The organism is Bradyrhizobium yuanmingense (assembly GCF_025200905.1).
Classification (GTDB): domain Bacteria; phylum Pseudomonadota; class Alphaproteobacteria; order Rhizobiales; family Xanthobacteraceae; genus Bradyrhizobium; species Bradyrhizobium yuanmingense.
The window spans coordinates 1,018,403-1,032,182 of sequence record NZ_CP104173.1 but is presented as its reverse complement, the minus strand read 5'-3'; the positions used below and the strand labels follow the sequence as shown (position 1 = coordinate 1,032,182).

9 protein-coding genes are annotated in these 13,780 nt (G+C 58.9%); 8 read left to right on the top strand and 1 reads right to left on the bottom strand.

The annotated features are described in order from the left end of the window. Window positions 1-69 precede the first annotated feature (69 nt). Window positions 70-927 carry an FkbM family methyltransferase gene (locus tag N2605_RS04910; RefSeq protein ID WP_311735356.1) on the bottom strand — a complete coding sequence of 286 codons (858 nt, stop codon included), beginning with the start codon at window positions 925-927 and terminating at the stop codon, window positions 70-72. A 234-nt stretch (window positions 928-1,161) separates the two neighbouring features. On the opposite strand from N2605_RS04910, the gene N2605_RS04905 reads away from it, so the two are divergent. The 8 genes from N2605_RS04905 (at window position 1,162) to N2605_RS04870 (ending at window position 13,626) form a co-directional block, all read left to right on the top strand. Next, on the top strand, window positions 1,162-3,126 hold the full coding sequence (locus N2605_RS04905; protein ID WP_260345960.1) for a hydrolase: 1,965 nt from the start codon (window positions 1,162-1,164) through the stop codon (window positions 3,124-3,126). Between the two features lie 118 nt (window positions 3,127-3,244). Beyond that, window positions 3,245-4,651, top strand: a complete 1,407-nt coding sequence (locus tag N2605_RS04900; protein WP_225186830.1) for a hypothetical protein — start codon at window positions 3,245-3,247, stop codon at window positions 4,649-4,651. Beyond that, a complete protein-coding gene (locus tag N2605_RS04895; RefSeq protein WP_260345959.1) occupies window positions 4,648-6,699 on the top strand; it encodes a glycosyltransferase in 2,052 nt (683 codons plus the stop codon). Before N2605_RS04900 ends, N2605_RS04895 begins: the two co-directional genes overlap by 4 nt. Before the next feature lie 73 nt (window positions 6,700-6,772). Continuing rightward, window positions 6,773-8,194, top strand: coding sequence for an oligosaccharide flippase family protein (locus N2605_RS04890; protein ID WP_225186828.1), 1,422 nt, complete (start codon window positions 6,773-6,775; stop codon window positions 8,192-8,194). A gap of 37 nt (window positions 8,195-8,231) precedes the next feature. After that, window positions 8,232-9,107, top strand: coding sequence for a glycoside hydrolase family 16 protein (locus N2605_RS04885; protein ID WP_260345958.1), 876 nt, complete (start codon window positions 8,232-8,234; stop codon window positions 9,105-9,107). A gap of 72 nt (window positions 9,108-9,179) precedes the next feature. After that, complete coding sequence (locus tag N2605_RS04880) at window positions 9,180-10,337, top strand: glycosyltransferase (protein WP_260345957.1); 1,158 nt, start codon at window positions 9,180-9,182, stop codon at window positions 10,335-10,337. Window positions 10,338-10,490: 153 nt separating this feature from the next. Beyond that, on the top strand, window positions 10,491-12,710 hold the full coding sequence (locus N2605_RS04875) for an AAA family ATPase (RefSeq protein WP_225136165.1): 2,220 nt from the start codon (window positions 10,491-10,493) through the stop codon (window positions 12,708-12,710). Window positions 12,711-12,933: 223 nt separating this feature from the next. Then, the gene (locus N2605_RS04870) at window positions 12,934-13,626 is read left to right on the top strand and encodes a sugar transferase (protein ID WP_225136163.1); all 693 of its coding nucleotides are present in this window, start codon (window positions 12,934-12,936) and stop codon (window positions 13,624-13,626) included. Window positions 13,627-13,780: the final 154 nt, after the last annotated feature.

The following is a 13,780-nucleotide window of genomic DNA, read 5'->3' as shown; positions in this document are numbered from 1 at the left end:
CTCGTGCTGAAAACTCTTTCATTCAGGCTCAGTCCGGGTCTGGTCAGCCATTCGTTTTCTCGACCAACGCTACCTGCGCGGGGCTTGCGCCAATTGCCCGTCAAGATTCGTGCCACGCCGAGAGGTCATGCGCTCCGAATGCACATACCAGCCGTCCCACTGCGAGAACTCCGCGAAGACTCGCTTGTATCCGTGCGTCGCAAGAAGCGCCTGAATCGCAGCTTCCGTTTGTCGATTCTGCTCCACGCTGAGTAGATCGATGCTGTAGCGGGAGAAATCGAAGCTCTTTAGGATATCGTACTCGCTCCCCTCGGTATCTATCGACATGTAGTCAATCCTGCGGGGAGCATTGCAGTCCGCCAGAAGCTGGTTCAGCGAAACCGTCTCAACTTCGATCTCCTGGCCGGCAGAACGCACAGCTGCAAAGTGGTCACCCGAAGCGAACTCGGCTACCCCGCTGAGCTCCGGATCCACTTCGTTCGTTACCAAGAAACGCACCTTCTTGCCTGAGCTAGAGCTGATGCACCGACGATCCTTGCGCGAAGTCCGGTTCTGTGCGAGCGCGTCGTGCCAGATTGGATTCGGCTCAGCTAGAATTCCTTGCCAGCCGTATTCCTTTTCCAACAGCCAGGTGTTGCTATTCGTAACGCCGTTGGTTGCACCAAACTCAACAAAGAATCCGCCCTGCTTCTCTCCGAGCTCGTAGCTGACCCACAGGTCTTGAAGTATTTGCGATCGCGATCGATCGCGATTCAGAAAGCAATAGGCCAAGAAGCGGATCTCGTCCATCCGACCAAAACGTTCCACTTCAGGGCGCCGCAAGCGGATGCCATTGAAGATCATCCTGCGCAACGACGCGCTTTGTGCGGCCCTGGAGGCAACAGAAGCGAGCGCGGAAATCCCATGCTTAGTAAGCGATCGCATCATTATTCTCTAAATACCCCTCGCTGGAACGGTCAGCTGAGATCGTGAGAATTCGGCTGGTAATTCGCCGGTCCATATAATTCTTAAATATGAACGCCCCTCAGAGTTGGCACGCAAAATGCTACAAGCAATTTATTGATCTGAGCAACATCTAATTGCGGAGCCCGCCTAGCACAAATCAATTTGCGACCGTTACGCGTGTTTTGCGTCATTCGGTGCGTTGGAGTTTGGTAATTTATGAAATCACATAGGCTAGCCGAGCGCGTCAGAGCCGCCGATGGAATCGATCTGATATCCGTCGACGTCTTTGATACGCTTCTGCTGCGAACCGTGCGCTCCGCTCGCTCACGTATTGTGCAAGGTGAGCATTTATTCAGCAACCTTCTTCGGGCGCGCGGTTGGCAAATCGAACCTGTTCTGCTGGCGAGAGCCAGACAAGAAGCCGAGCGAATTGCCTTCCGAGCGCTCGCCGTGCGCGGTTCCGGTGAAGTCCGACTGCCCGACGTGATCCATCGGCAACTTCGCTTGCTGGGTCTTCCGGATTCCTTGATCGTTGCGCGATTGGCAATTGAACTCGACATCGAGAAGACCTCGCTCGTTGCAAACCGGACCTTGGCCGGATTTCTGCGCGCACGCCGAGCGGCGGGCAGCCGCGTTGTCGCCGTCAGCGACACCATGCTGTCGTCTGCTGACCTCGATGGACTAATCTCGCATTTTCATGGGCACGATATTGTTGATCAGATCTACAGCAGCGCCGATCAGAGATGCACCAAGCGTGACGGTGCCCTGTTTGCCCGGGTCGCCGAAGCAGAAGGGGTGTCCTTAGGACGAATTCTGCACATCGGCGATGATCCGCATGCCGACGTCCGTCGCGCCTCGGCACATGGATTAACTGTCATTCATACACCCCGGCCGGTCTGGTTCAGCTATTTGCGCAAGGCGAATGGCGGTTTGGTTGCTGCTCGGGCCGCATTGTCGCGACCAAAGCGCGGCAAATGCTCGGCAGCGGAGCCACCCGAAAATGCGTACGCGTTTGGACGTGTTGTCCTTGGGCCCATCGTCACTCAGTTTTGTTTGCTGATTTGGCTATACGCCGCCGAAGTGAACGCATGCGACAAGGCGACCTTGCTGTTCTGCGCTCGCGGCGGTGTTGGAATAAGGGAAGTCTTCGAACGAGTCATCGCTCGGCTTTCGCTGCCGCTCGGCATGCCACGGCAGAACTTCATGGTCTCACGCCTCGTTGCGGCGCGCGCTGCGGTGCTGGTTCGCAGCGCTTCCGCGCTCGAGGAGATTGCCCGTGAGTTTCGCGACCGCTCGTTTCTTGATGTAGCTTGTGCCCTTGGTGGAGGACGCTACGAGCTGCCAGAGGAATGGAAGCAGCCATTTCGTGCAGACGTATTCTTGACCATGTTGTTCGACGATCGCGCGAAGACGGTTTTGTCTGACATCCGCGTGCAGAACGCGTTGTTCGAGCGGCACTTTGCCAAACTCCGGGGCGATGCTCGCCGAATTCTGCTGTGCGATACCGGTCTCTACGGAAGCACACAGCGGCTATTGGCCAGTGCCTTTCCGGCGCTACAAATTGAAACCATTCAGTTTGCCCGATCAAACTATAAGGGACACAGCGAAGAACATTTCAAGCAGGTTTTCGGTCTCTTGGTTGAGCGCAATCGCTATAGTCCGCTCGACGTCCGTTCCTCAGTCCTGCGGTATTGGCATCTGATTGAGAGCCTGTTCGAGCCCAGGATCCCCTCGGTCACTTCCTTTGTCGACGAGGGAGAGGGTGTCGCGGCCAATTGCGGCGACATCCGGTTTGGGATCAGCGATGCCAGCCTCGGAAACGAATTGCTGTCCGGTGCGCTCAGTTACGTAGACAGCCTTCCGATCGACGGCGGGGCAACGGCATTACGCGATGCCGATGCCGCCTGGCTTCGGCTCAAGCGGGCCATTACGCGGCCTACCGCCGGCGAATTGCGATGCCTCGAAGTGCCGGGCCGATCCGTCGACTTTGGCAGACCCGATGTGCTGCAGGCATTGCGCGCCGAGCAGCCCCAGCCGGTGTTGAGCAGGCTGGCATCGCTGCGATTTGAACTCTGGCGTGAGGGCGCAATAGCTCGGCAATTCCCCGTTCTTAAGCACGCTCTGCTGCCGATGCTTGATTCCATACATTCTATCAGGGGCATGATGGCTCGCCAGCATTGAAAAAGCCGATGCCGAATCCAGCAGCACTTCACGTGCCGTCTCCGGTCAGCCGCGCTGGCTCCGCGACTCTGGTCAGGACGTGTCGCAGCGTACTCGAGTCAAACCCCGGCGGTGCGCCATGTCGCTAGAACCGATCGGGATTTTGACCATCCTACTCGGGTTGCTCTGCCTGCCGCTCGGTTATCGCGCCACTTTCGGCGTGCTGATGGGCACTGCCCTGTTTGGCGCGGCCGCCGCCATCCTCGTCGGCGGCGCAAACATTCAACCGGCACACTTGTTCTTAAGTTTTGCCATGGCAGCAGTGCTCGCTCGGCGCCACGAGGCTGCCGCTGCGATGCGAGCCATCAGCTACGGCCAACCCGGATTCTGGCTGTTGTGCTTGGTGATCTTTGGCGTCGGCTCTGCTGTCCTGATGCCGCGCTTACTGGCTGGCGCAACGCAGATCGTTCCGCTTGGCGCGTCGGAATACGCCGACACCGGCTCAACCGTCCCGCTTGGGCCCGTGTCCAGCAATTTTACTCAGTCCGTCTACATGGCAGCGGATCTTGCCTGCTTCGGGATCACGGCCGCGATCGCAACGACTCATGCCGGCTTTCGCGCCGTTGTCGCCGCAGTACTCGGCTATTGCGCCGGAAACGTCCTGCTCGCCATGCTGGACATCGGAACGTATGCGACAGGCACCCAAAGTCTCCTCGATTTCATGCGGAACGCCCGGTACACAATGCACGCCGATGATCAGGTCAACGGCGTAAAGCGGATCGTCGGTTCATTTCCCGAAGCTTCCGCATTCGCGCGCGCCACTCTCGGAGCGTTCGCGTTCACCGGCACCCTCTTTCTGAGCGGTAGGATGCCAATGCTCACCGGCCCGATGGCGCTTGCATCGCTGGCGCTTGTCGTTCTGTCAACCTCCTCGACAGGATTTGCTGGGGCTCCACTGGTCGGCTTGATCCTCTACGCCGGACTTCTGCGGCGATCGGGCTTTCAACCGAACCGTCCGCTCAGTTCCGCGGCCGTGCTATGCACGCCGATCCTCCTGGTCATCGTGATCTTGGGTGTGCTCCTCGACGAACGAGCCAGCGAAACGGCGCGTACCTATGTCGATACGTTGATTCTCAACAAATCCTCTTCGACCTCGGCCATCGAGCGCAGCTCTTGGAATGCGGCTGCCCTACAGAACTTCTATGACTCCTTTGGTTTCGGCGTTGGGCTCGGAACTATCCGCACATCGAGTTTTCCGATCGCACTGCTTGCCAACGTTGGTATTCCGGGAACTGCCTTCTACCTCCTTTTCGCGGCAACAGCCCTGTTCGCACCATTGAATGGTCCGCGGGCTTATGAGACCGACGCTCGCCTAGCCGCGCGCAATGCATGTTTTGCTCTCATCATTGGCGACACGTTGGCAGCTCCATCCGTGGAGCAAGGTCTGCTGTTCTACGCTCTCGCCGCGCTGGCTTGCGCTTCACCGCGGGATCACCTCGAAGGAGTGTTGCTCACGCCGTCCAAACCATCGGGAGCCAAAGCATGAATGCATCCAGCAGTTTTGCCGTCAATGGCCGCTATCTGACTCAGCCCACGAGCGGCGTGCAGCGCTACGCCCAGGGCGTCACGGCGGCAATGAATCAGGCACTAGTCGGGTCCGGCGCAATCGTTCCGATCATTGCCCCCGCGGCCGCCCCCGATCCTCGGCTTCAGGCCATGCCGCTCATTACGGCGGGGCCGCTCGGCGGACACCTCTGGGAGCAATTGGTTCTTCCCGGGCGGTGGCCCGGACGGTTGCTCAATCTCGGCAACACAGCGCCGGCCGTCAAACCGGATCAGGTCGTGTGTATTCACGACGCCAACGTGTTCGACGCACCGGAGAGCTATCGACCAGCGTTTCGCGCGACCTATCGCGTGCTGCAACCGCTGTTGGCAAAGCGCGCTGCAAGGATCACCACCGTTTCAGCCTATTCGGCCCGACAACTTGCCCGGCACCTGCCGCTACGCGCCGCGGACATTGCAGTGCTTCCAAATGGACACGAGCACGCCTTGGCCTGGGACCCCAGCCTCGCGCGCAAGGATTGCCAAGTTGCGGCCGGCGCCCGGTTCGTGCTGGCGCTCGGATCGCGCGCTCCGCATAAGAACCTGCAGCTGGTTAGCACCATCGCGCCGGAGCTCGCCGCAATGAACATCGGCGTGATCGTCGCCGGTGGCGGCGCGGACATATTTTCCCCTGAGCTTCTAACGGAAGCATACGACTTAACCCTCCTCTGCCGCGTCACAGATGACGATCTCGCCTATCTGATGGATCGCGCCTTGTGCTTGATCTTTCCATCATGGACAGAAGGTTTCGGACTTCCGATCATCGAAGCCATGGCGCGTGGTTGTCCCGTCGTTGCCTCGGATCGCGCCAGCATGAGCGAAGTATGTGGCGATGCCGCTTTGCTCGTCCCCCCCGACGATCCACGACGCTGGGTTCAATGCATTCGGCAGCTCTCGACATCCGGCGATCTGCGCGATGAACTGGTCGGACGTGGCCGCGAGCGGATCAAGATGTTTTCTTGGGCGCGCACCGCGGCTGGATATGTCGAGCTGATGGAAGAGCCTACATCGGCTCTGAGAAGGCGTGAGACCACCGTTGGACGCATGCCCAGAGTGGCAGTGGCAATCGCAACACGAGGACGACCCGAAACGGTGACGGCAACCCTGACTCACTTGCTGCAAACCCAAACCCTCAAGCCGGACGCCGTCATCGTGTCTTGCGTCAACCTTGAAGATGCGGGCGATGCCGCCAAGCTGCCCGGCGTTCGGCTTGTCACCGGCCCCGGCGGCTTGCCGGCTCAGCGAAATACCGCGTTGGCCGTGCTCAGTAATGAGGCCGACGTGATCGTGTTCTTCGACGATGATTTTCTTGCGGATCCCGATTGGTTGGCCGCGGCCGCGCAAACGTTTCGAGACGAACCAGAGGTCGTCGGCTTCACTGGTTATCTTTATGCTGACGGCATCCTCGGACCGGGTCTCAGCTTTGATGAAGCGCGGCGCATCTTGACGGAAGGCACGCTGTCGCCCGAAGCACCGCGCATCGAACCATTCAGCCCGTACGGCTGCAACATGGCTTTCCGTATGTCTGCGATCGGCAACATTACCTTTGATGAGCGGCTCGTCCTCTACGGATGGCAGGAAGACCGGGATTTTGGCGCAGCGCTCGCAAAGCGAGGCGGCCGCCTGATCAAATCCCCCCGCGCCCGAGGCGTGCATATGGGACTGAAGGCGGGCCGTGTTGCCGGAGATCGCCTGGGCTATTCGCAAGTCGTCAATCCAATCTACCTGCTGCGCAAAGGCACGATGACGCCTCGGCAGGCAACCATGCAGATCTTTCGGAACGTCGCCATCAACCTGGCGCGCGCCGCCAGACCTGAACCTTTCATCGACCGGCGGGGCCGGCTTCGCGGTAACGTGCTCGGTTGCGCCGACGTCCTGAGAGGCCGTCTTGAACCCGAGCGAGCAGCGACCATCATACTGAGCGACAAGAGCTCGGGCCCGCGACCACTATCTCCAAGCACAGGCACTCGCGATGACGCCACTGCCTCGTGAAGCCGCGCGAGCCGGCACTCTTTCCGCATCGGCGACCAGGCAATGCCTCGTCGCAACGTGCAGGCATTGAGTCGTGCTTGCCCGCAAAACCCTCTTGGGCGCCGCTTGGACTGTGTCGTCCAGGCTAACAGCCCGGGCTATCGATTTCGTCACGCTTCTGGTGCTCGCACGCATCTTAACGCCCGCTGATTTCGGCCTCACCGCCCTCGCCGCTACCGTAACGATTATTGCGGACATGGTGCTCGAGGTACCAACGCTGCAGGCTCTGACGCGCTTGCCAAGCGTAGCGAAGTCGCACTTGGATACTGCCTTCACCTTGAGCGCGCTCCGAGGCATCGCCTTGACATTGGTGCTTTTGCTCGTGGCGTGGCCCTTTGCGCAGATTTACCAGGATTCCCGCCTGGCCAGCTTGATCATCGTGAGCGCCATCGGACCCTTGGCTCGCAGCCTGTATAGCCCTGGAATGGTCGAGCACACCCGCAGCCTGGCTTTCAGGCCAGTCTTTGTTACCGAGATCTTTGGCAAACTTGCCGCAGCGATCATTGCAGCGACAGCAGTCAAACTTGGCGCTGGGTACTGGGCCATCGTCGCCAGCGGCATCGCAGCGTCCTTGGGCGCCACGTCGATGTCGTACCTGTTGGCCCCTTACAGACCAAACCTCTCGCTGTCGAAGTTTCGGGAGTTCTCGGCTTTTCTGGGTTGGCTGAGCGGCGCCCAGATCATCATCGCGCTGAGCTGGCAGTTTGATCGAATCCTGCTTGGCTATTCATCGAGCAAGGCCACATTGGGTCAATACACCATCGCCAGCGATCTATCGGTGATGCCAACCCAGAGCCTGATAGGCCCGGCGATGCAGCCTCTCATGGCCGCACTGTCGCAGATCAACCAGAACCAGGACCGGCTCCGTCACGCCTATTCGAAGGCGTCCCGGCTCACGATGTCACTTGCCGCGCCGGCTTGCATCGGAATGTCATTGACCTCGGACTTGATCGCCGAGGTCCTGCTGGGCCCGCAGTGGGGCGAGGCTGGAATCTACTTGCGGTGGCTCGCATTATCGACCGTCCTCAGCGCGTTCTATCAGCCTCTGCATTCGTTGGCGCTGGCCACCAATCGAACCCATCTGGTGTTTCGCCTCACCCTGGTCGAGCTGTGCGCCAAGATCCTGCTTATGTGTTTGGGTTTCTACTTCTATTCGCTTGCAGGCGTGGTGGCTGCACGGGCCGCGGTCTCGTTTATCATGTTCGCCCTCTCCTTGATGGGAGCCCGGCAACTGGTCGGGACCAGCGTCGCGTCTGAGGCGGCCAATCTATGGCCAATCGCCGCCGCATCGGCGGTGATGACCCTTCTGGTGATCAGCCTGCGATACAAGCTGCCTGAGCTCCATCTGGCTGCGTTTTTTGAACTGGGAGTGATCTCTCTGTTCGGCGCCATTGTCTATGTCGGCGCACTGTATGGCTTTGGTGTTCGGATCAGCGGCCGCGCAGGGGCCGTGTGATGGTCGAAGTGCACGATGCAGGATCAAGGAGAGCGAGATGACCGAGAAGGGGCATGCAACAAAACGCCCGACCTGGGCAGTCACGATAGTCGCGCTCACGGTCGGGATTTCATTCGGTTCTGCGTTCGCGGCCGAGCAGCCTGCATCGTGTGAACTTCATCCCGTCTTGCTTGAAGACTTCAACGAGCTCAGTGTCTCAGCGACCCGCCTGGGCGCAGCCCGTTGGACCGCACACACCCCTTGGTCGGGCGATTTCGGCGACGCGGCATTTGCCAATCCGGGACCGAGGGGGCCATTCAAGGTGGAAGACGGAGTTCTCACCATCACTGCTTCGAAGGATCGGAACGGCAAGTGGACGTCGGGTCTTCTGGCTGCGGCCGATGCTTCCGGCGCCGGGACCGGAACCCGGTACGGCTATTTCGAAGCACGTATGAAGATGCCGCCCGGTCCGGGAACGTGGCCCGCATTCTGGCTTGCCGCTCTGAAGCCCGCCACGGTGACGGAAGGAAACGTCGAACTTGATGTCATCGAATATTATGGGCAGTTCACATCCGCTTATCAGGCCGCCACGCACATCTGGTACAAGCAACAACCGCAGAAGACCCGGGGCGAGGGGCAGAAGGTCACGGTACCGAACGATGCGCTTGTGCAAGACTTCCACACTTTCGGCGTAGATATCTCGCCGCAGGCCATTGTGTTCTTCTTCGACAGAACCCCGGTGTGGAGCCAACCAACTCCACCTGAACTCGACGGTCCGCTCTACCCTCTCGTGAACCTGGCCCTCGGCGGTGGTTGGCCGATCGATCAGACACCCAATCCTTCCACGCTGTTGGTCGACTATGTCCACGTGTACGGGCGCGGGCCTGGTCCGGCCGAAGGCTGTCCGCCTGCCCCTGAAGTCCTACCACGCTGAAGCATAGATGTCCGCTCGATCCCAATGCGCAATCACAGCACATCTTTGATCAATTCGCGAAGGGCTGACTGCATGAAAGTCGCGATCATTCACTATTGGCTTGTGGGGATGCGCGGGGGCGAGAAAGTCCTCGAAGCTCTTTGCGAGATGTATCCCGAGGCGGACATCTATACGCACGTCTATGTTCCAGAAATGGTCTCCGAAACTATTCGCAAACACCGCGTTGTTTCGACCTTTATCAATCGGCTACCGCGCGCTCCACGCATGTACAAGACCTATCTCCCGCTCATGCCGCTCGCTCTGGAGCAGCTAGATTTGCGCGACTATGATCTGATTCTCAGCAGCGAATCCGGACCGGCAAAAGGCGTCATTGCTCCTCCTCACGCCCTCCACGTCTGCTATTGCCACACACCCATGCGCTACATCTGGAATATGTTTCACGATTACCGAGCCAGCGCCGGTTCGCTCGCGCAGCTGGCCATGCCCTCGCTTGCGCACTATCTAAGACTGTGGGATGTCGCTTCCGCCGCACGGGTCGATAGCTTCGTTGCCAATTCCGCAACCGTCGCCGGCCGCATCCGCCGCTACTACGGTCTCGACGCCAACGTGATTCATCCTCCAGTGGATACTGCAGCATTCTCGCCGTGCCCCTCCTCCGAACTCGGCGACTACTATCTGATGGCCGGCGAACTTGTGTCCTACAAGCGGCCCGACCTTGCGGTACGCGCGTTTAACGAATTGAAACGGAAGCTGGTGGTCATCGGCGGCGGCGAGATGTTATCCGAGATTCGCCGCCTCGCCGGCCCGACCGTTTCCGTGCTCGGACCGCAGCCGTTCGAGGCACTCAAGCACCATTACGCGCGCTGTCGCGCGCTCATCTTCCCGGGAGAAGAAGACTTCGGCATGGTCCCGGTAGAGGCCATGGCGAGCGGACGTCCGGTGATCGCTTTCGGGCGGGGGGGCGCTACCGAAACAGTTGCAAACGACCTGACTGGTCTCTTCTTCGACGAGCAGACCATTGATGCCATCAGCAATAGCATTGCCCGATTCGAGCGAATGACCTTTGAGCCCGAGGCTATCGTTGCTCACGCCCAGCAGTTTGGCCGCGAGCCATTCATCCGCAAAATGTGTTCGCACATCGATTTCCTTTTCGCCCAACGCGCCAGATCGGAGACAGCAAAGCAAGGAAGCGCTCGGCATGATCTCAACCCTCAATTGACTGTTTCTTGAGCACAGCCTGCACGGCATTTGGGCTCTGTAACATCAATTTAATGGGCGATACTGCTTTTTGTTTAAATGCCAATTCTTGTTTGCGCGAGCAGATGCGAGCCGCTCCTTTTGGACTGTACGCGTTCATAAAACGAGTTGAGTTGAGGGCGTGGAATGAACATCGCCGGCGAATTTCGGCCCTACGCGACGGCGACAGAAGCCGCCCCTGATCAGGCAAGATCTCTGCTTCTGCTACGCGACTTCTTACGTCGCGAATGGCGTCTTATTGCCTTCATGACGGCCGCCTCGTTGGCGCTTGGCTCGCTCTACGTCGGGATGGCGCCTCGCAAGTTCACGGCGCAGGCTGACATGTTCGTTGATACCAAGGGAATTACTTCGCCACGAAGTGAGAATGTCCAGGAACATCAAGGCGTAGACGACGCTGTTGTGGAGAGCGAGATCGAGACCACTAGGTCCGAAAAGGTCGGCAAAGCGGTCATAAACAAGTTGCATCTCACGGATGATCCAGAGTTCGTCGCCTCGGGCAATGCAATCACAAGCCGCTTGGCCCGATGGTTGCGGCTAACGAAACCGTCCGAAGAAAGGCCTTCGTCTGCCGAGCTAGAGCGACGCGCGCTTGGCGTTCTCAAGGACAATCTGCGCGTCACCCGTTTGGGCCGCAGCTACGTCGAGCAGATCGCCTATACTTCGCTTGACCCGGACAAGGCTGCACGGATCGCCAATGCTTTCGCCGATGCCTATATCGAATATCGGCTGCAGGCAAAGTACGAGGCTACCCGACGCGCCAGCGTTTGGCTGGAACAGCGGATCAGCGAACTCCGTCAGCAGGCCAGCAATGCCTACAAAGCCGTACAGGACTTCAAGGCCGAAAACGGCATCATCATTGGCGTCGAAGGCAAACTGGCGAGCGAGGTTGAGCTCGATCAGCTCGGCGTCGCACTGGCCAAGGCTCGTGCCGACACCAGCCAAGCTCGCGCCAAGCTCGAGCGCATACAACGCATCCTCGAACAACGACCGGAGAAGGAAAACTTCACGATCCCAGATCCGGTTGTCACGGATGCGCTGAACAGCCCGGTGATCACCAAGCTCCGTCAGAAATACCTGGAGAACCAAAACAAGCAAGCCGAATGGAGCGCCCGCTACGGTGCCGAGCATGAGGCCGCCAGGAATCTGCGATCGGAAATGGCAGCGCTGCAACGGTCGATGTGGGATGAAATCTCCCGTATCGCGGAGAGCTATAAGAGCGAACTCCAGATTGCGAAGTCGCAGGAGGAGGCGATCGATAGGCGAATGATCGAGATCTTCCAGCAATCCGGGGCGACGCGGCAAGCTCAGGTTCGCCTGCGGGAGCTGGAAACGGGTGCGAACACCTATCGTGGCATCTACGAGGCTTTCCTGTCTCGATTCACCCAGTCAGTGCAACAGCAGTCGTTTCCGTCGACCGAGGCCCGCGTGGTGACGGAAGCGTCGGCGCCTACAAAGCCAAGCTCGCCCAAGCGCGCCATCGCCTTGGCTTTCGCAGCGATGTGCGGGCTCGGCCTGGGCACGCTCGCAGCAATAGCCCGAGAGCAATTCATGTACCGGAGGGTCCACACACGTGACCAGCTCGAGAAGCTGTTGAGCACGCCCTGCCTGGCCGCTTTCCCAGCTGTTTCAAAGCTGCGGACGCGGTGGCGCGGCGGTCACGCCAGCGCCTTCCAGCAGATCAACAAAGCCGCTCCTTTTTCAGCTACCGCCGAGGCGTTGCGTTACATCAAGGTCGCCATCGACCTGCATCCGGCCAAGCCAAAGGTGATCGGCATTACGTCGGCCCTTCCCGGTGAAGGGAAGACAACCGCCACCGCGGCGCTCGCCGCATTCCTTGCGAGAAGCGGAGCCCGCACGCTTCTGATTGACTCGGATCTGCGTAAACCGGCCTTGTCCAAAATGCTCGGCTACGAGCGCCGGTTGGGGCTGCAACGGATGGTGGTCGATCGGTTGCGTCTCAAAGACGTGATCATCAACGACCTCAATTTCAACTTCGATGTCGTCCCCTCGCCATCCGGGGCACCGCCCTCGAACAGCTCGGATGTGCTTTGTGCGCCATCGGTCAGGCTGGGACTGGAGCGAGCTCGCGAGGACTACGACTACATCATTTGCGATTTGCCGCCGATCTTGCCCATCGCCGACGTCAGAGCGGTCGCAAGCCTGTTTGACGCTTTTGTGATGGTGGTTGAATGGGGCACGTCCACCAACGAGGTCCTCAAGGCAATCCAGTCATCGCCGCTTGTTTCAGAGCGATTGCTTGGCACCGTGCTCAACAAAACCGACGAAGCGTTTATGCGTCGCTTTGAGGGTTATTCCGATCGGCGTTATTCCTATTATCAAAACTGAAGGAAGGTACGGCGCTGCTGCCGCCCTTTTCAAATCGCAAAGTCATCACGAGCTCAATTGATACAACGCTGAAAAAATCCGCTGGCTCTGCCGAAACTTTAAACTTGTATTAATTTTGCACCGCGTCAGAATTTAATGTGCTCGCATTGGGGGCGATGAGACCACAAGACAAGAGGGGACGAGTTCGAAGGCTTTTTAGGTTTTGTTTTATGGAGTTCCCGCAATGGCCAATGTGGTCGATACACGCGGCGAGTTGCCTTTCATTTCCGCAAAGAGACGTTCTTCCGCCCACGTAGCACCGCGTCCCGTGGGTACAGTCGTAAAGAGATCGATTGATCTCGTATTGGCGGCTTTTGGCATTCTGCTGCTTTCTCCTTTGCTATTTCTTTGTTGCTCGGCCTTGATTTTGTTCTCGCCAGGACCGGTGCTGTTCCGTCACAGACGGGTTGGCTTTAATGGTCAGACCTTCGACTGTCTGAAGTTCCGTACCATGGCCCCTGACGCAGCGGAGCGGCTGCAACGGTTGTTGGAGTCGGATCCTGCGGCCGCCGCCGAGTGGAAGGCCACTCGCAAGTTACGCGCAGACCCTCGCGTCACGCTGTTGGGCGCAGCGCTGCGTCGCTCCAGCCTCGACGAATTGCCTCAGTTGTTCAATGTCATTCGCGGTGACATGAGCATCGTCGGGCCTCGGCCGGTCACCGAAGAAGAACTGGCGCGGTACGCGTACAAGGTCGACGCCTACCTTGCCTGCCGTCCTGGAATTACCGGCCTTTGGCAAGTGAGCGGTCGCAGTACAACCACTTACCGCCGGCGCGTTGCCTGCGATGCGTTCTACGCGCGCAATTGGTCCATGGTACTCGACACCAAGATCATGCTGGCTACCATCCCGGCTCTATTCGAGGATGCAGCATATTGAAAGTCGACTCGCCGCCCCGACCGAACATCTCTGAAGACAGCAGGCCTGATACCCTCTGCGAGCACAGAAAACCATTTGAACCGAAGATTTGATCACCGCTCGATTGGAATCCGACTTTAAGCCGTTGCGACACTCTCGAGTTGCGAGATCGATC